At 71.4% G+C, this 17,441-nt stretch carries 21 protein-coding genes; 8 read left to right on the plus strand and 13 right to left on the minus strand.

Annotated features, from left to right (window positions below):
- Window positions 1–24: 24 nt before the first annotated feature.
- The 4 genes from EDF24_RS14490 to EDF24_RS14505 all read left to right on the plus strand — a co-directional run bounded on the left by EDF24_RS14490 (window position 25) and on the right by EDF24_RS14505 (window position 2,782).
- Window positions 25–669 (plus strand): GNAT family N-acetyltransferase, encoded by a 645-nt coding sequence (locus EDF24_RS14490; RefSeq protein ID WP_123703764.1) that lies wholly within the window; start codon window positions 25–27, stop codon window positions 667–669.
- A 7-nt stretch (window positions 670–676) separates the two neighbouring features.
- The gene (locus tag EDF24_RS14495; RefSeq protein ID WP_123703766.1) at window positions 677–1,237 is read left to right on the plus strand and encodes a GrpB family protein; all 561 of its coding nucleotides are present in this window, start codon (window positions 677–679) and stop codon (window positions 1,235–1,237) included.
- A gap of 28 nt (window positions 1,238–1,265) precedes the next feature.
- Window positions 1,266–1,625: a YciI family protein gene (locus EDF24_RS14500; RefSeq protein WP_123653312.1), complete on the plus strand. Its 360-nt coding sequence runs from the start codon at window positions 1,266–1,268 to the stop codon at window positions 1,623–1,625.
- A 218-nt stretch (window positions 1,626–1,843) separates the two neighbouring features.
- Window positions 1,844–2,782 (plus strand): glycoside hydrolase family 16 protein, encoded by a 939-nt coding sequence (locus EDF24_RS14505; protein ID WP_243698389.1) that lies wholly within the window; start codon window positions 1,844–1,846, stop codon window positions 2,780–2,782.
- Window positions 2,783–2,901: 119 nt separating this feature from the next.
- Here EDF24_RS14505 and EDF24_RS14510 read toward each other — a convergent pair whose 3' ends face one another.
- Window positions 2,902–3,480: a dihydrofolate reductase family protein gene (locus EDF24_RS14510; protein WP_123703768.1), complete on the minus strand. Its 579-nt coding sequence runs from the start codon at window positions 3,478–3,480 to the stop codon at window positions 2,902–2,904.
- 104 nt (window positions 3,481–3,584) lie between these two features.
- On the opposite strand from EDF24_RS14510, the gene EDF24_RS14515 reads away from it, so the two are divergent.
- Both EDF24_RS14515 and EDF24_RS14520 read left to right on the plus strand, forming a co-directional pair.
- Entirely contained in the window at window positions 3,585–4,451 is an 867-nt protein-coding gene (locus EDF24_RS14515; RefSeq protein ID WP_123703770.1) for an SDR family oxidoreductase, read from the plus strand.
- 117 nt (window positions 4,452–4,568) lie between these two features.
- On the plus strand, window positions 4,569–6,023 hold the full coding sequence (locus EDF24_RS14520; protein ID WP_260233456.1) for an MFS transporter: 1,455 nt from the start codon (window positions 4,569–4,571) through the stop codon (window positions 6,021–6,023).
- 47 nt (window positions 6,024–6,070) lie between these two features.
- Here the strand turns inward: EDF24_RS14520 and EDF24_RS14525 are convergent, their stop codons facing one another.
- Window positions 6,071–7,441 carry a DUF1254 domain-containing protein gene (locus tag EDF24_RS14525; protein ID WP_123704103.1) on the minus strand — a complete coding sequence of 457 codons (1,371 nt, stop codon included), beginning with the start codon at window positions 7,439–7,441 and terminating at the stop codon, window positions 6,071–6,073.
- Window positions 7,442–7,563: 122 nt separating this feature from the next.
- Between EDF24_RS14525 and EDF24_RS14530 the strand changes: the two genes are divergently transcribed.
- On the plus strand, window positions 7,564–7,980 hold the full coding sequence (locus EDF24_RS14530) for a nuclear transport factor 2 family protein (RefSeq protein ID WP_123703772.1): 417 nt from the start codon (window positions 7,564–7,566) through the stop codon (window positions 7,978–7,980).
- A 112-nt stretch (window positions 7,981–8,092) separates the two neighbouring features.
- Here the strand turns inward: EDF24_RS14530 and EDF24_RS14535 are convergent, their stop codons facing one another.
- The 5 genes from EDF24_RS14535 to EDF24_RS14555 all read right to left on the minus strand — a co-directional run bounded on the left by EDF24_RS14535 (window position 8,093) and on the right by EDF24_RS14555 (window position 12,665).
- A complete protein-coding gene (locus EDF24_RS14535) occupies window positions 8,093–8,566 on the minus strand; it encodes a DUF1801 domain-containing protein (RefSeq protein WP_123703774.1) in 474 nt (157 codons plus the stop codon).
- 63 nt (window positions 8,567–8,629) lie between these two features.
- Window positions 8,630–10,084, minus strand: coding sequence for a DHA2 family efflux MFS transporter permease subunit (locus tag EDF24_RS14540; RefSeq protein ID WP_221181380.1), 1,455 nt, complete (start codon window positions 10,082–10,084; stop codon window positions 8,630–8,632).
- Between the two features lie 18 nt (window positions 10,085–10,102).
- Window positions 10,103–10,930 carry an alpha/beta hydrolase gene (locus tag EDF24_RS14545; RefSeq protein WP_123703776.1) on the minus strand — a complete coding sequence of 276 codons (828 nt, stop codon included), beginning with the start codon at window positions 10,928–10,930 and terminating at the stop codon, window positions 10,103–10,105.
- 46 nt (window positions 10,931–10,976) lie between these two features.
- Window positions 10,977–11,771: an SDR family NAD(P)-dependent oxidoreductase gene (locus EDF24_RS14550; RefSeq protein ID WP_123703778.1), complete on the minus strand. Its 795-nt coding sequence runs from the start codon at window positions 11,769–11,771 to the stop codon at window positions 10,977–10,979.
- A 66-nt stretch (window positions 11,772–11,837) separates the two neighbouring features.
- A complete protein-coding gene (locus EDF24_RS14555) occupies window positions 11,838–12,665 on the minus strand; it encodes a helix-turn-helix transcriptional regulator (protein WP_123703780.1) in 828 nt (275 codons plus the stop codon).
- 102 nt (window positions 12,666–12,767) lie between these two features.
- Here EDF24_RS14555 and EDF24_RS14560 point away from each other — a divergent pair, with 102 nt between their 5' ends.
- On the plus strand, window positions 12,768–13,421 hold the full coding sequence (locus EDF24_RS14560) for a hypothetical protein (protein WP_260233457.1): 654 nt from the start codon (window positions 12,768–12,770) through the stop codon (window positions 13,419–13,421).
- 30 nt (window positions 13,422–13,451) lie between these two features.
- Here EDF24_RS14560 and EDF24_RS14565 read toward each other — a convergent pair whose 3' ends face one another.
- The 6 genes from EDF24_RS14565 to EDF24_RS14585 form a co-directional block, all read right to left on the minus strand.
- On the minus strand, window positions 13,452–13,760 hold the full coding sequence (locus EDF24_RS14565) for a hypothetical protein (RefSeq protein WP_260233458.1): 309 nt from the start codon (window positions 13,758–13,760) through the stop codon (window positions 13,452–13,454).
- 10 nt (window positions 13,761–13,770) lie between these two features.
- The gene (locus EDF24_RS14570; RefSeq protein WP_123703782.1) at window positions 13,771–14,352 is read right to left on the minus strand and encodes a dihydrofolate reductase family protein; all 582 of its coding nucleotides are present in this window, start codon (window positions 14,350–14,352) and stop codon (window positions 13,771–13,773) included.
- A gap of 73 nt (window positions 14,353–14,425) precedes the next feature.
- Window positions 14,426–15,178 (minus strand): glycoside hydrolase family 16 protein, encoded by a 753-nt coding sequence (locus tag EDF24_RS14575; protein ID WP_123653302.1) that lies wholly within the window; start codon window positions 15,176–15,178, stop codon window positions 14,426–14,428.
- Between the two features lie 245 nt (window positions 15,179–15,423).
- Window positions 15,424–15,555, minus strand: coding sequence for a hypothetical protein (locus EDF24_RS19550; protein ID WP_260233459.1), 132 nt, complete (start codon window positions 15,553–15,555; stop codon window positions 15,424–15,426).
- 166 nt (window positions 15,556–15,721) lie between these two features.
- Complete coding sequence (locus EDF24_RS14580) at window positions 15,722–16,897, minus strand: flagellar hook protein FlgE (RefSeq protein ID WP_123703784.1); 1,176 nt, start codon at window positions 16,895–16,897, stop codon at window positions 15,722–15,724.
- Window positions 16,898–16,994: 97 nt separating this feature from the next.
- Window positions 16,995–17,426 carry a flagellar hook assembly protein FlgD gene (locus tag EDF24_RS14585; protein WP_123653300.1) on the minus strand — a complete coding sequence of 144 codons (432 nt, stop codon included), beginning with the start codon at window positions 17,424–17,426 and terminating at the stop codon, window positions 16,995–16,997.
- Window positions 17,427–17,441 lie beyond the last annotated feature (15 nt).

The following is a 17,441-nucleotide window of genomic DNA, read 5'->3' on the forward strand; positions in this document are numbered from 1 at the left end:
GCGCGGGCCTCGTATCGTTGGTCGATGGACCTTGCACACGTGTGGCCGTTGTTCGGGCTCCGGCTCGTCTCGCCGCGACTGGAGCTCCGACCGGTGCGGGACGAGGACCTGCCCGGCCTGGTCGAGGCAGCGCTGTCCGGGGTGCACGATCCGGCGCGGATGCCGTTCGGCGTCCCGTGGACGGACGCCGAACCCGATGCGCTGGCACGGTCGTTGGCGCAGTACCACTGGAAGCTCCGCGCCGGAGTGACTCCGGACTCGTGGGGGGTGTCCTTCACGGTGCTCCGTGACGGCGCCCCCATCGGTGTCCAGGAGCTGCACGCGCGCCGGTTCGGTGCGCGGAGGACGGTCGAGAGCGGCTCCTGGCTCGCGTCAGCGCACCAGGGCGTCGGACTCGGGACGGAGATGCGGGCGGCACTGCTGACCTTCGCGTTCGACGACCTCGACGCCGACTGGGCCGAGTCGAGCGCCGCCGCGTGGAACGACGGCTCGCTCCGCGTCTCGGAGAAGCTCGGCTACGAGCGGAACGGGGTCACGCGGTCGCAGACCCGACCCGGTGAGACGGTCGACGAGGTCCGTGTCCGCCTGGCCCGGGACGACTTCGTCCGCCCGGACTGGCAGCTCGAGCGACACGGCGTCGACGCAGCACGCGCGTCCCTGCTGGGATGATGCCCCGATGAGCGCGCACGAGGACGTCACCACGGTCGATGTCGTCGGCGGCCCCGAGCCCGTCGCTGTCGAGCTCCACGAGTACGACGAGCGGTGGCCGGACGTGTACGCCGAGCACCGGCAGCGGATCAGCCGAGCACTGGCGGGCACGGACGTCGACGTCGAGCACATCGGCTCGACGTCCGTCCCCGGGCTGGCCGCGAAGCCGATCATCGACATCGTGGTCGCCGTCGACGACATCACCGCTGAGCAGGGATACCTCGACCCGCTCCTCGCCGCCGGCTACGAACTCCGGGTCCGGGAGCCCGGGCACCGGCTCGTCCGCACCCCGGCACGTGACGTCCACGTGCACGTCTACGAGCGGGGTGACGCCGCGGTGCAGGAGTACCTGCTCCTCCGTGACCACCTGCGCCGGGACGCGGCCGACCGCGCGCTGTACGCCGACACCAAGCGCGCCCTGCTGCGCAGGCACTGGGACGACATGAACGACTACGCGGACGCGAAGACCGCGGTGATCCTCGCGATCAAGGAGCGGGCGCGCGCAACCGGCGATGCCGGAGGGGTGTAGGAATCACCCATCACGGAAGGACGATGACGTGCCGCTCTTCGCAGCCCTGATCTACGCACCCGACTCCGCCCACGCGCCCGACGCGACGCCCGAGGACATCAAGGAGTGCGACGACCACGCCGGCGAGCTCCTGGCCGCCGACTCGATGCTCGTCGCCTACGCACTGACCCCGCGGGAGTACGCCGTGTCGGTCCGTGTCGAGGGATCCACCCCCGGGCCGTTCGTGGACACCGGGCAGATCGTCGCCGGCTTCTACGTCATCGAGGCGACCGACCTCGACGAGGCGGTCCGCATCGCGGCGACGAACCCGGTCGCACGGACCCCGGGCAGTGGCGTCGAGGTGCGTCCGGTGCACAGCGGCGGCGTGATCCGGGCGCCACGCGAGTGAGCCCGTCGCGCCGGACTGCGGGGCCGCGGATCGCGTGACGGCCCCCGAACGGGGCACAGATGAGGCAAGATGTTCGGGGACGCGTCACCCACTACGACGTGTCCGAACCTGCCCGCTTCCCGCGCCCGAGCCCACGAGGAGCCCGACATCTCGACTCGAAGCACGTGCACGCCCATGCGTGACACGACCCTCACCACCATGCCCGAACGGACCGCCCGGTGACCCGCCGCCGCGTGTTCGTCGCCGCAGCCACCACCGCTGCTCTCGTGATCGGTGTCCCGACCGCCGCCTCCGCCCACACCTGGTGGGGCGGCCGCGGACACCACCACGCCCCACCGAAGGCCTCCCCCTCGGCGCCGAGCACACCGACGACCACGCCGACACCGAGCGACACGGCGACGCCCTCGGAAGACCCGACCCCGTCCGCATCCGCCACGGCGACCGGCCAGCCGATCGCCCCGACGGTCACGACGACGCCGCAGCCCAGCGCGACGGCCGCCCCCGAGACCGACGCGAGCACCGACACCGGCGCCGCCGACGCCCCGGACGCCTCGTTCGTCGAGACCTTCGACACCGACGCCGCCACCGGCCAGGTCGCGGCCGCGTACCCGCAGTCCTGGCAGCCGTACCCGGACGGCACGTCCGGCATCTACGCCCCGAGCAAGACCGTCTCGGTGCACGACGGTGTGATGGACGTCACGCTCGGCAACGGCTCCGGCACCGCCGGCACGTTCGGGTCCGTCGCCGGGGCGTGGGGCCACGTCGGCGGCTCGTTCTCGGTCCGCGCGAAGGCGACCGGCGGCGACGGCAACGGCGCGGCGTTCATGCTGTGGCCGACGTCCGGAACCTGGTCGGACGGCGAGATCGACTTCCCCGAGGGCAACTTCGAGGACGTCCCCTCCGCCTTCCAGCACTCGATGGTCCCCGGGCAGGAGGCCGACCGCGCCCAGGTCGGCACCGGCGTCTCGTGGCGCGACTGGCACACGTACACCGTGGACTGGGTCCCCGGGAAGTCGGTCACCTACAGCGTCGACGGCACGGTCCTCGAGACGCTCACGAAGGACGTCCCGACCACCCCGCACCGGTACATGTTCCAGGTCGGGAACTGGGGTGCCTCCGGCCACCTGCTGATCGACTGGGTCGCGACGACCGAGTGACGTCCGGAACGCGCTGAACGCGCTGCACGAAGGACGGGAGGCCCGGTGCCAGCTGGCACCGGGCCTCCCGTCCGTCTCCTGGTCGCGACCATGGCATCCGGTCCGCTCGCCACCGCCGGCTACGAGGGATCGGACGCCAGCCGGTAACGGAGGTGCGTGACGCCGCCGTCGCCGGCCAGGACCCGCACGCGTTCGAGCTCCCGCTGCCCGACGCCGAGGTGCTCGAACAGTCGCCGTCCCCCGCCGAAGAGCACCGGGACCAGGTGGATCTCCATCTCGTCGAGCAGTCCGGCCCGGATCGCGAGCTGCGCCACGGTCGCGCCGTGCACCAGGACGTCCCGGTCCCCGGCTGCGTCCCGCGCCGCGCGGAACGCCTCCCCGACGTCGTCGGTGGAGTGCACCCGCGGCCAGCGCTCCGCCCACGCAGGGTCCGGGTTCCGGCTGAGGACCCAGATCGGGACGCCATCGTGGTGGTCGCCGTCCCAGCCCCCGGCGGGTTCGAAGGTGCCGCGACCGGCGACGACCGCGCCGGTCGCCATGAACTCCGCCACGACGCGGGTGTTCACCTCGCCCTCCGGCGGGAACACCCACTCGTGCAGTCGCGGACCGCCGTCGCCGAGCCCGTTGTCGTCGCGCACGTTCGGTCCGGCCATGAAGCCGTCGAGCGACATGGACATGTAGAGCACCGTCTTCGACATGGTCACCTCACCGGTCCGCCGCTAGGGTATTCCTCATGCAGTGCCGCTGAACCGTCTCCGATTCCCATCACTGCGCCGTCCCGGGCGCGATCGAGAGGTTCACCATGTCCGCACACCTTCCCCTGCACGGCAAGACCGCCCTCGTCACCGGTGTCTCACGGCGCCGGGGCATCGGGTTCGCCGTCGCCACCAAGCTCGCGTCCCTCGGCGCGAGCGTCGTCATCCACCACCACCGCCCGCACGACCTCGATCTCCCCTGGGGCGGTGACGACCTCGACGCCGTCCGCACCGGCGTCCGGGAACACCTCACCGAGGGCGCGCGCTTCGCCGACGTCGCGGCCGACCTGTCCGACCCCGCGAGCATCCCCGAGGTCATCGGCGCGGCGACCGCGCTGACCGGCACGCTCGACGTGCTCGTCTGCAACCACGCGAAGAGCGGCGACGACGGCAGCATCCTGGACATGACGCCCGAACGGCTCAGCGCCTTCTGGGACGTCAACACCCGCTCGACGCTGCTGCTCACCGCCGAGTTCGCGCGACTCCGAGCGCCCGAGCTCGAGGAACCGCGGCGGCCCGGGGACCGGATCGTCGGCAGCGGCCCGTACACCGAGGCGCAGGGACACGTGTTCTGGATGACCTCCGGACAGATCTCCGGCGCGATGCGCGGCGAGGTCGCCTACGCCGCCAGCAAGGCGGCGCTCGCCGGGGTCACCGCGACGGTCGCGGCGGAGCTCCTGGAACTCGGTATCATCCTCAACACGATCAACCCGGGCCCGGTGAACACCGGATACATGGACCCGGAGACGACCGACCGCTCGCTCGAGGACCTCGACGCGTACATCGCGAGCACCCCGTTCGGTCGTGTCGGGGCGCCGGCGGACCCGGCGGAGCTCATCGGGTGGCTGGCAACGGCCTCCGGCAGCTGGATGGTGGGGCAGGTCCTCACGTCGGACGGTGGCTTCGGGTTGTGAACCGGGCGATCTGGGCCTAGCCTCTCTGGCAGAGGGCAAAAGGCCTCGCCGGTTCGCCGGCAGGGCAAGTACACGCGGTCTCGGACGAGTCGCCACTTCTTCATCGAAGGAGTGCACGTGTCCACCCGTACCCCGGTCTCCACCGGTACCCCCACCGCCCCTCGGCTCCAGGACGCATGGGTCGCCCTCACCGGGCTGTCCGCCGTCTTCCTGTTCGAGATGCTCGACAACTCGGTGCTCAACGTCGCGCTGCCGACGATCGGCCGTGACCTGCACGCGTCGACCACCGCACTGCAGTGGGTCACCGGCTCGTACTCGGTCGTGTTCGGTGCCCTGATGCTCCTCTTCGGCGCGGTCGCCGACCGGTTCGGCCGTCGGCGCGTGATGCTCGTCGGGCTCGTCCTGCTCGGGCTCGCAAGCCTCGCGACCGCCCTCGTCACGACCACCGGTGAGCTCATCGCCGTCCGGGTCGTGATGGGCATCGCCGCGGCGATGACGACGCCCGGGTCGATGGCCCTGGCGTTCCGGCTCTTCGACGTCGAGTCGCTCCGCATCCGCGCACTCACCGTGATCTCCACCGCGGGGCTCGTCGGCCTCGCGATCGGCCCGACCGCCGGCGGGTTCGCGCTGGCGGTCGCCCCGTGGCAGGCGCTCCTCCTCGTGAACGTGCCGATCGCCCTCTTCGCGTTCGTCGGGATCCGGCTCGGCGTCCCCGCCGACCGGGCCGAGGACCTCCATCCCGACCGGATCGACGTGGCCGGCGCGGTGATCGGGACCACTGCCCTGGTCGGGGCACTCGTGACCCCGACCCTCTTCGTCGAGGCGAGCCCAGCCTCCTGGCCGGGTTGGACCGGTGTGGCCGTGACCCTGCTCGCCGCCGTCGCCTTCGTGCTCCGCGAGCGGACCGCGGCCCAGCCGCTCCTGGACCTGACGCTGCTCACCCGTCCGCTCGTCGCGAGCGGACTGGCCTACAAGGCCGCCGCCGGGCTGGCCGTGTCCGGACTGTCCTACATGGTCACGCTGCAGCTGCAGTTCGCGTGGGGGTGGGCGCCGTCCCTGGCCGCGCTCGCCATGCTGCCGCAGGTCGTCGTGCTGCTCGCGAGCGGGCGGTTCGTCGGGCCGTTCGTCCAGCGGGTCGGGCTGGGGCGGGCCGCGTGGATGAGCGCCGGCGCCGTGGTCGCCGGACTCGCGGTCTTCGCCGTCGGCGGCCGCGCCGGGTACGGGTGGATCGTCGTTGCGATCGTGCTCGTCGCCGCCGGGATGCGGGTGGTCGGCGTGGTGGCCGGGAACAACGTGATCCAGGGGCTGCCGGCGAACCGGACGTCCGTCGGGGCCGCACTGGTCGACACCGCGAGCGAGATCGCGAACGGGGTCGGCATCGCGGCGATCGGCACGATCCTCGCGGCACTGGTGTCCGGGAGCATCGCGACGACGTCGTGGACGCCGGAGCGGCTCGCGACGTTCGAGGGCGGGATCACCGTCGCCGGCGTGGTGCTGACGGTGATCGCTGCGGCGCTCGTGGGGGTCGGCATGGTGTGCGCCCGCACGCGTCGGGCTTCGGCGACCGCCTGACGCCGGACCGGGTCGGGTCGGGGCCGGCGGGTTCAGGTCCGCCGGGGTCAGGTCCGCCGGACGATCGGCGGCGCAGTCCACTCCCCGTCGAGGACCGCGTCGTCCGGTTCGTACATCCGGAGGATCGGACGGAAGTCCCCCGCCGGGCTCGGCAGCCAGTTCGCGTTCGGGTCGGCGGGTGGCTCGTGGCTGATCGTGATCGTCAGCGCGCCGTCCTCGTCCCGCACCAGCCCCGGTGTGCGGTCGCCGACCGAGTACCGGTCGATCGGGTTGGCGACGAGGAAGTAGTCGGGGACCGAGTACATCGTCAGCGACCAGAACGCGCCGACCGGCGGCGTGGGGTCGAGGCGGAGTGCGTAGGTCCGACTGCCGGTGAGCTGTTCGTCGTGGTCGTCCACGTACGTCATGATGTACGCCGCCTCGTAGGCGTGGTTCCCCCACAGGCCACCGAGCGCGGCCGCGGCTCGCTCGACGATCCGGAGCTCCGGGTCGGCGATCTCGAACCGTTCGTCGTCGAGGGCACCGACCTCGAAGAAGTCCAGGTTGTAGTCGAAGGCGTGCAGGGTGAGCTTCCACCCGTTGACCTGCGGACTCGCTCCCGACGACAGTGCGTGTTCCAGCGCCGCGTGTCCGGCAGCGATCCCGTCGGCGAGCGACTCGGTCGTCGCCTCCGGCAGGTCGAGGTAGGGACTCGAGGGCGCGGTGATGCCGGCAGGGCCGAACGAGCGCTGCAACTCGAGGTCGCGCGCTGCGGGAGGGAACTGCTGCGACCAGACGCGCAGCTCCTCGAGGAACGCCACCGCATCGGGGACGCCGGCGTCCGGTTCCGCGAGTCCCACCGGGACCGCAGCCGGGGCCACCGGTGTCAGCGTCGTGGCGTCCTGCAGCGCGTGCACCGTGCTGAGGTCGTCACCGTCGGCGACCGCCCAGCGCCCGACGATGGACGCGACGGTGGTCGGGAAGTGGATCACGGTCGTCGCGGCGAGGTCGGCATCGGCCGTGGACGCATCTGCAGCGTCACCGCTCCAGCCCGGTGGGACGAGCAGGAACTCCCCCGCGGCGGTCCCCGTCGCCCGGTGTCCGACGTAGGCGAAGTTGTCCGTCCACGCCGACACGAACTGCAGCACGTAGTAGCGACCGGCGGTGTCCGGCACACGCAGACGGACCGGCCCGACGCTGAGGTCGATCTGCGCCATCGAGTACAGGGTGTCGTTGTTGATGGTGACGAAGGTGTCGGCGGGACCGGCGAGCGTGCGGGCATGCCCGAACGTGTTCCACGGTGCCGCCGGGACCGCGCCGATCCCGGTCCGGACGTAGCGCCGCACCTGTTCCAGGTTGAACACCAGGGGGAAGCCGTACAGGTACGCCTTGGTCAGGAGGGATCGATCGATGCCGCTGGTCGTCACTGCGTCGCTCATGACGAGCATCCCACTGCGTTCCGCGGCCGTCTGCCCCACCCGGAAGGGGTGACCTGGAGCCGTCTTCGCGCCGCTGCCGCCCCGCTCTGGTGATCGAGCCCGCCCCGTCCTAGGTTGTGCACATGGACCTCGACGACGTCGTCGGCACGGACCTCCACGGTGCGCCCGACCGCCGGGCGATCGTGGAGGAGCACTGGCGCGCGTCGGAGCGCGGTGACGTCACCGCGGAGCACGCGATGTACGCCGACGAGGCGGTCCTCGACTACCCGCAGTCCGGCGAGCGGTTCCGCGGACGCGAGCGGATCGCGGCACAGCGCGGTGGACACCCGGCCGAGCGGCACTTCGCGGTCCGCCGGATCGTGGGCAGCGGCCCGCTCTGGGTCAGCGAGTGCGTCATCACCTACGACGGGGTGCCGACGCGGACCGTGTCGATCATGGAGTTCGTCGGCGACCTGGTCGTGCACGAGACGCAGTACTTCGCGGATCCGTTCCCGGCGGCGCCGGAGCGTGCGGGGCTCGCCGAGCGGTTGCCCGACTGAGCGGGCTGCGCCGGCTGGGCGGGCTGCGCCGGCTGGGCGGGCTGCGCCGGCTGGGCGGGCTGCGCCGGCTGGGCGGGCTGCGCCGGCTGGGCGGGCTGCGCGGGCTGGGCCGCTAGCGTCGCTTGCCGCCGATGCCCGGGACGGCGGTGATCTGACGCATCCACGCGGCGACCTGCTCGTGGTCGAGCTCGTCGGCGGTCCGCAGTTCCACGCCCCGCGTCGCCTTGCCCATCCCGATCGGGGTGATCGGCGGCACCGGGTCGAGCAGGGTCGCCCCGTTGATGAACATCACCTTGACGTCCCCGGCGAAGCCACCGCAGCTGAAGCACCAGCCCTCGCCGACGCCGTAGTACGCCATGCCCCACTTCACCGCGCGGTGCAGCTCGGGCAGTGTGGCGGCCGCCAGCGCGTCCACTGCCTCGGCGATCCCGCGCTGCGGCTGCGGGAGCGAGGCGAGGTAGGCGAAGACGGGCTCGTCCCCCTCCGCGGCCTTCGCGGGGCTCGCACGCCCGGTCATCGCCTCGGGCAGCGGTGTCACACGCTCCGGGTCGTCACGGTCGTCACGGTCGTCACGGTCGTCTGGCATCGTGCACCACCTCACTCACGGGCACCGAACGGGTCGGGGCCGCCGACACCGCCGACCGTACCGTCACGGGCGCGCTCGGGTGCTCGGCACGTGCAGCCCGGCGGGGACGGCGCGGTCGTTGCAGTTCGCCGTCGCGTCCGCCGGGACCGCCGCCGGCTCTCCCGCCCAGGGAGCCGCCGACGCGTGCCGGCTGAGCCCGAGCGCGGCGACGACGGCCGCCGCCGCGAACAGACACGCGGTCACGACGAGCGTCCGGTGGAACCCGGCCGTGTCGATCGCCGGCCCCGTGATCGTGCTGAGGAACGCGATGGCGACCAGACCGGCGACACGGGCGACCGCGTTGTTGACCGCGGAAGCGACGCCGGCCCGCTCGGCCGGCACGGCGGCGAGCACCGCCGTCGTGAGCGGCGCGACCGTCACCGCCAGGCCCACGCCGTAGACGAGCAGCCCCGGCAGGAGCTGCCAGAGGAAGTCGACCGGCGGGCGGGCGCTCAGCATCAGCAGGAACCCGCACGCGCTGATCCCGCACCCGGCGGTCACGAACACCCGTGACCCGAAGCGCCCGGCGAGCACACCGGCGAACCGCGCGAGGAGCAGCGACGCGACCGCGATCGGCAACGTGGCCAGCCCCGCGAGGGTGGCGGGCCAGCCCGCGACCTCCTGCAGGAAGAGCACGACGACGAGGAGTCCCAGCGACACCCCCGCGTAGATGCCGGTGGTCGCGAGGTTGCCGAACCGGAAGTCCCGGATCCGGAACAGCGCCATCGGCAGCAACGGCTCCGGGGCGCGACGCTCCCACCCGAGGAAGGCCGCGAGTGCGACGACCCCGATCGCCAGGGACACCACCACGACCGGGCTCCCCCAGCCGGCGCCCTGCTGCTCGATGAGACCGAACGCCAGAGCGGCGAGACCCACTGCGACCAGGGCGGCGCCGAGCACGTCGATCCTCGGGCGTCGGGCGGTGCGCTCCGGATCGCTCGACCGGCCGAGGAGCGCCAGCGTCACCACGATCGGGATCACGTTGATGGCGAAGACGGATCGCCACCCCACGAGGTCGACGAGCGCGCCGCCGAGGAGCGGTCCGACGACGAACGCGGTGCTCGTCCACGCCGTCCAGGTCCCGATCGCCCGTCCCCGCGAGTCGCCCGGGAAGGCCGCCGTGATCAGCGCCAACGAGCTCGGCACGAGCAACGCCGCCCCGATCCCCTGCGCGGCTCGGGCTGCGATGAGCAGCCCAGCGGTCGGGACGAGCGCGCAGGCGACGGACGCGAGGCCGAAGACGACGAGCCCGGTCCGCAGGACGCGCAGTTTGCCGAACGCGTCCGCGAGCGACCCGGTGAGGAGGATCAGGGCACCGAGCGCGAGGAGGTACGCGTCCAGGACCCACTGCTGGGTGCCGACCCGGCCGCCGAGCTCGTCGGCGATGGCGGGCAGTGCGACGTTGACGATCGAGCCGTCGAGGAAGGCGACGAAGGAGGCGAGTATCGCGACGGCGAGGATCGTCCGCTGGCTGGGCACGCGGCACCGTCCGCGCGACTACGGCGCGGTCACCTGGTCGTCGGCGCCCTCGAGCCGTTGCGCCGCCAGCCAGTCGAGCGTCGCGTCGGCGACCGTGCGCCAGCCGCTGTCGATCGTCAGCGAATGCCCCCGGCCTTCGAACTCCCGGTACTCGGTGACCACGTCGGGGTTGTCACCGTAGAGGCGGACGACGGCGCGCGTGACCGACTCGGGGACGGTGTGGTCCTCGGTTCCGGACGTCAGCAGGAGCGGCCCACGCCCTGCGGTGTGGGTGTCGACCGTCGCCGGGGAGTTGCGTGAGAAGTTCGCGGCCGCGTCCTCGAACAGCGGCCGACCCGGCCCGGGGATCGCCCACGCGGCGTGCAGCGCGTCGGACTCCTCCTCGCTGATGGCGTTCCCGAAGGCGTAGCGGAACTGCTTCGCAGTCAGCGCGACGGTGCGGTGCTTGTTCTTCGGGTTCCCGAGCGCGGGGAAGCCCGACCGGAGCTGCGAGAAGGGCAGGATCTTGACGCCCTTGATCGGTGCCGGATCGATGGCCACCCCGGCGACGGCGAACCCGTTCGCGAGGAGCTCCTGGGCGATGAGACCGCCGAACGAGTGGCCGATCACGATGGGCTTCGTGTCCAGGGTGTCGATGATCTCGGCGTAGTGCCGGCAGATCTGTTCGATCCCGACATCGTCGAGACGGTCGGGATCCTCGCGCGTCTCGGCGACGGTGTCCGAGTCGCCGGGCCACCCCGGCGCGATCGCGTCGTACCCGTGTTCGGCGAACAGGTCGATCCACGGTTGCCAGGCAGATGCGTGGATCCAGAGGCCGTGGATGAACACGACCGGGGTCTTCGACATGGTTGCTCCTTCGAGAGTGGTGCGCCCGGCGACGTCCGCGGGGCGGTCACAGGTCCTTGGTCAGTCCGCCGTCGATGAGGAAGTCCGCGCCGGTCACGTTGCCGGCACGATCGCTGGCGAGGAGGAGGACGAGGTCGGCGACCTCGGCCGGCTCGGTGAAGCGACCGGTCGAGAACCCGCCGCCCTCCGCGATGATCCGTTCCCGCGCCTCCTCGGGCGTCACGCCCATCGCCGCGGCCACGGTTGCCGCGACGCCGCCGTCGCCGAGCCACAGCGGCGTCGACACCGGTCCGGGGCTGATCGTGTTGAACCGGATGCCCTGCGGTCCGTACTCCTTGGAGAGGGACTTCGAGAGGTTCCAGACGGCGGCCTTCGTCGCCGAGTAGTCGATGACGCCGGGGTCCGGCAGGAACGCGTTCACCGAGGCGATCGTGACGACGTTGCCGCCGCCGCGCTCGAGCAGCAGGGGGATGGCGGCTCGGGTGGTGCGCACGGGTGCGAGCAGGCTCAGGTTGAGGGTGCGCGACCAGTCCTCGTCGCTGACCGCGAGGAACCCGTCCGTCCGGGGTGTGACGGCTCCGACGTTGTTGACGAGGACGTCGAGACCGCCGAAGTGCGCTGCGCGAGCGACGAGTCCAGCGGGGCCGTCCGGGGTGGAGAGGTCGACCGGGACCGCGAGCACCTGCCCGGAGTCGGAGAGTGCGACGAGCTCGTCGGTGATGCTGCGGGCACCCGCGACGACCCGTGCTCCCTCGGCGACGAGCGCCTCGGTGATCGCGAGACCGATGCCCTTGCTCGCCCCGGTGACGACGGCGACCTTGCCGGTGAGGTGGAGGTCCATGACGTGACCGTAGGGCGATCCGGGCGGCGCTGCCTGTCCCCGCTCCTACCAGGGAAGCGCACGGGATCACACGACCGGTGCCGCGAGCGCCAGGGTCTCGAGCGCGAGAGCGCTGGGCGTCCCGGGTTCTGCCTGGTACAGCCAGATGCTCTGACCGTCCGTCCCGGGGAGCGGGAGCCGTGCGTAGTGCAGGACGAGACGCCCGGCCTGCGGATGGCGCAGCACGTGCTCACCGCTGGACGACGTCGACACGTCGTTTCGCTGCCACGCATCCCGGAAGTGCGTGTTGCGCGCGGAGAGCTCCGCCACGAGGGCGGTGAGGCGGGCATCGCCGAGCCGCTGCCCGAACATCGACCGGACGAGCGCGGTCGTCCGCGCGCAGAGCGCCTCCCACCCCTCGTGGAGGGCGCGTTCGCCGTGGTCCGTCAACAGCGAGATGAGGTTGTTCACGCCGATCCGGTAGTTGGGGTTGAGCGCCGGCGCGAGCCGGTTCGTCGCGAGGACGTCGAGGTACCGGTTGTGGACCACCGCGGCGGTGCGGGGCCACGACTCGATCAGCCAGCGCACGTCCTCGTCGACGTCGTCTCGACGCGCGGCGTCCGTCGCCGTGGTCTTCGCCGGACGCGCGAGTTCGTGGAGGTACGCCTGGGCGGCGTCGTTCAGCAGGAGCGCTCTGGCCAGGGCGTCGAGGACCTGGTCCGACGGGCGCGCTTCCCGCCCCTGCTCGAGCCGGAGGTAGTACTCCGTGCTGATGCCGGCCAGGATGGCGACTTCTTCCCGGCGCAGCCCGACCACCCGGCGCACCTGACCGTCGACCGTGATCCCGACGTCGGCGGGCGCGGTGAGGCTGCGACGTGCTCGGAGGTACGCACCCAACGGGCTCTGCGTGGCCATGCCGAATGCTAGCCATCGGGAGCCCACCAGCGCCATGGCTCGAGGCACGACGGGTGGACGCCTTGTCAGGCCCTCCTTCCCGTGGTTCCCTGAACGAGGACGATGAGGGGGGAGACGTTGATCTCGTCGACACCGATGCCCGGGGACCCCTGGCCGCACGACATGGTCATCACCATCGAGGACAGCTCGCACTCGCTGTTCGAGCTGCTCTGGATCCGGGAGGCACGGGATCTGGACGTCGAGGGTGACGACCTGCCCCCATGGCTCGTCGCGACCCCCGGAGTCGAACCGCCGGCGGATGCGACCGACCGCCGTTCCTGGTCCGCTGCCTGGCCGGACATGTGGCGCGCCTGCCTCACGCACGTCGCCGAGGAGCGCGACCCGCGCGTGTTCGACCGGCTCGACAGCACGCCGCCCGGTTCTCCCGAACGGCAGGCGCTGCTCGCGGGGCTGTTCGGCCCCTCCTGGCGGGACGCGTTCGGGGACGACGCCTTCACGAGCGCGTACGACGCGTGGACGACCGCGCGCTTCGAGGAACAGACGGCGCCGTCGAGGCTGCGCCGCGAGCCGGAACGGGACGCGCTCGACGCCCTGGTACCGGCGTGGCGAGCAGGTCTCCGGAACGTCGTCGTCATCCCGTGCCGTGGCCGGTTCACCCGGCGCATCGGCGACCACGCGCTCCTCGTCACCGCGGAGACCCGTGACGTCACGGACGACTACGCGGAGGCGCTCCGCTCCTTCGCACGGGCGACGTGAGCACCGTCCCCTGACGGCGCCGGCACACCACTACCGGCGAACGCGGAGCCGTCCGGGACCGACCGGCAGGAGCCCACCCCGGTACTCGAAGGCGTCCGCGGCCCCGTCCGCGGGGACCACGACCGTCGCGGCGCCGAACCGCCAGAGGCGGTTGTAGAGGTACACGCCGATGACGGTGCCGCCGGCGTCGGGCACGGCCCAGGTGCCGTCACCCCACTGCGCCGGGTGCCCGACACCGTCGATCGTCACGGTCGGGCGGGCGAACCACGTCAGGAACGGGCGGACGAGCCGGAGTTCGACGCGTCGGCGCGTCGTACCGGAGGGCAACGGTGCTTCCACCCGGGAGAGCCTACGGCCGGTACACGTTCCCCATCGCACCACCCGCGAACACGGTGGAGCTGACGAGCCGCAGGTCGAGCTCGTCCGGCAGCCCGGCGAACAGCGCCTCCCCGCTCCCGAGCACGACGGGCAGCACGGCGAAACGGTACTCGTCGACGAGGCCTGCCGCGATGAGCGACCGCGCGAACGACACCCCGCCCTGCGCGAGGAGGTAGTCCCCCGGTTCGGCCTTGAGCCGTTCGATCTCGCCGAGGTCGGTCACCACACGGGTCTCCGCCCAGCTCGCCGGCCCGCTCGACGGCGAGATCCCGGCGCTCAGCCCGGCGAGGTCGAAGTCGGCCTGCCGGGTGACGACGACCTTCGGCGCATCGTTGATCGGTGCCGCCATCGGACTCTCCGACGTGGGCCAGAGGCCGATCCACGTCTCGAACAGCCGGCGCCCGACGACGTGCGTCCCGGCTCCCGCGAGGACGTCCCGGACCCATGCCGCGGAGTCCGGGGTGCTCCCCCGGAACATCCAGTCCGAGTCGGGTCGCGCCGCGGCGACGAACCCGTCGATCGAGATCGACATCTTCAGGACGAGGTCTGCCATGGGCACACGGTATGCCCGGAAGCCCCCGGGATCAACGATCCCGGGGGCTTCCGTTCAGTGCGACGAGCGCTGATCAGCCCACGTAGTCGTAGGTGCTGACCCAGTCGACGAACAGGTGCCCGGAGGCGCCCCAGTTCCCGACCTGGAACATGTAGCGGTGTGCGGTGGTCGGCACGTCCGTGGTGGTCGTCCGGATCACCTTGCCGTCGACCGAGTAGGTCATCGACTTGCCCGGGATCCACTCGACGGAGTAGGTGTGCCAGGCACGCCAGTTCACGCCGGAGGAGATCATGGTGGAGTTCGCCTCCTGACCAGGGGTCATCGAGTGCTGGAACGCCATCGGCGTCGCCTCGAAGTTGCCCTCGGGGAAGTCGATCTCCCCGTCCGACCAGGTGTTCGAGGACGGCCACAGCATGAACGCCGCGCCGTTCCCGTCGCCGCCGGTCGCCTTGGCGCGGACGGTGAACTTGCCGCCGACGTGGCTCCAGGCGCCGGTCGGCGTCCCGAAGGTCCCGGCTGCGCCGTTCGCCCCGTCGAGCTTGACGTCCATGAGGCCGTCGTGCGAGCTGATCTGCGAGCCCGAGGAGTACTGCCCGGCGTCCGGGTAGGGCTGCCACGAGTTCTTGTAGGTCTTCGCGAACGCGCCGTTCGCGGCTGCGGTGGTGCTGAAGTTCTCGACGAACGACTGCTTGAACTTCCCGACGTTGCCGACCGGGGCGGTGACCCCCGCGTAGGCAGCGGTGCCCGAACCCAGCGAGACCGCGACGAGCGCGGTGCTGAGGACGGCAGCGGCGAGTGTCGCCCGCTTCTTGGTGCTGTTGCGCATGATGAGCTGTCACTCCCTGTCGTGACTGGTGGCGCCCGTTCCCTGGGGCGCCCAGCCGGATCTCGGCTGCCCCGAGATCATAGGTGTAATAGACAACTTGCGCAGACGGTTGACCTCGGCCGCCGCGTGCTGGTATTGCGCACTGCCCGGTACGCCGCACAACGAAAACAGCCCGCACCACGGACTTCCGTGGTGCGGGCTGCTTCCGGTTGTGCGAGATGCCGCCGAGCGGGCGAGACGCGGCCTCAGTCCTGCGCGTTGATGAGCCCGAGGTACCGCCCGAAGTGCGGCTTCGGCTCGTCGTGCAGGGCGCGCGGCGCCGGCCAGCAGTCGCGGTCGTCGAGGGTCGTCGTGGTCCGTTCGAGTTCGTGGCTCATCGGTTGCTCCTTCGCATGTGGTGACGAGTACGACGTCCGGCGGAGACGAGACATTCCCGTCGCACAACGGAGAACCGTCCGCACCACGGACTCCCGTGGTGCGGACTGTTCCCGGTTGTGCGAAGCCGAGCCACACAAGCGCGCCAGCGCGCCGGCGCCGCCCGCCCTACCGCTTCAGGTTCGTGAGCTCCTGCAGCACCTCGTCGGACGTGGTGATGATGCGCGCGTTCGCCTGGAACCCGCGCTGCGCCACGATCAGGTTCGTGAACTCCTGCGACAGGTCGACGTTCGACATCTCGAGCGTCCCGGACGCCAGCTGCCCGACCCCCGCCGACCCCGGCGCACCGATCGACGCCTGGCCCGAGTTGCCCGTGGCACGGTAGCCGGAGGCCCCGGTCTTCTCGAGCCCCGCCGGGTTGGCGAACGTCGCGAGGGCGATCCGCCCGATGGCGAGCGACGCCCCGTTGGAGAAGGTCCCGACGACGGTGCCGTCCTTCGAGATCGAGTAGCCCTGGAGCGACCCGGCCTCGTGCCCGTTCTGCGACGCGATGGACGAGGTGTTCAGCGCGGCGAACCCGGTGAGCTCGGACATGTCGACGGTGATGCCGCCGACCGCGACGGTGCCGCCGGAGGCGATCGCCCCGTCGGTGCCGAACGAGATCGACGAGGTGGCGGTGGTGCCCTGCCCGTCCTTGGCCTCGACGTTCCAGCCGTCGGCGGTGCGCGTGTAGGCGAGGGACAGCGTGTGCTTGGCGCCGTTCGCGTCGTAGACGGTGGCGTCGCGGGTGATCGTGTCGCCGACGGCGGTCTCCGACGGCAGGTTGCCCGTCACGGCGGCGGCGGAGGTCTTCACGGCCGGTGCGGCGGCGTCGAGCGGCAGGACGATGTCGGTGAGCTGGCCGCCGTCGTTGACGACGCCGTTGGTCGCCGGGTAGCCCTGGACGATCTTGCCGTCGGAGCTGACCAGGCGGCCGTCCGCGTCGAAGTCGAACGCACCGGCACGCGTGTACACGGTGTCGTTGCCGAGGCGGGTGACGAAGAAGCCGTCGCCGGAGATCATCAGGTCGGTCGCCTTGCCCGTGGCCTGCGCCGAGCCCTGGGCGAAGTTCGTGGAGACACCGGCGACCTGGACGCCGAGGCCGATCTGGGCCGGGTTGGTGCCGCCGACGCCGGTCTGCGGTCCGCCGGCGCCCTGGGTCATCTGCGACAGGGTGTCCTGGAAGACGGTCGAGGACGCCTTGAAGCCGACGGTGTTGACGTTGGCGATGTTGTTGCCGGTGACGTCGAGCATCTCCTGGTGGGAACGGAGGCCGGAGATCCCGGAGTAGAGCGAGCGGAGCATGACGTGTTCCTTTCAGAACGAGGAAGTCAGGACGAAGACGTCAGGACGGAGAAGTCAGGACGAGGAGGTCAGAACGGGGAAGGGAGAACGAGGGGTGTCAGGCGGTCTTGATACCGGAGATCACGTCGAGATCGACCTCCTTCCCGTTCACGGTCACGGTCGGCACGCTCTGCGCGTAGGACACGGCCGTCGCGGTCCCGGTGACCGAGGTCCCCGTGGTGGCGTCCGTGTAGCTGACCTGCTTGCCGACGAGGTTCGCCGCAGCGATGCGCATCTGCAGCGAGAAGTTCTCGTTCCCCGTCGTGGTCTGGTTGGTGATCTGCTCCATCATCGCGAGCTGCGTCTGCTGGCTGATCATCTGGTTGGTGTCCATCGGCGACGACGGATCCTGGTTCTGCAGCTGCGTGACGAGCAGCTTCATGAACACCTCGGAGTCCATGGTCTGGGACTTCTGCGCGGTGCTGTTCGCGGCGAGGGCGGCGGCCTGCGCGGCCTGGTCCACGGTGCCGGTGATCCCGTCGATGGGCATGGTGAGTTCCTTGTC

The sequence above is a fragment of the Curtobacterium sp. PhB130 genome (genome assembly GCF_003755165.1).
Taxonomy (GTDB): domain Bacteria; phylum Actinomycetota; class Actinomycetes; order Actinomycetales; family Microbacteriaceae; genus Curtobacterium.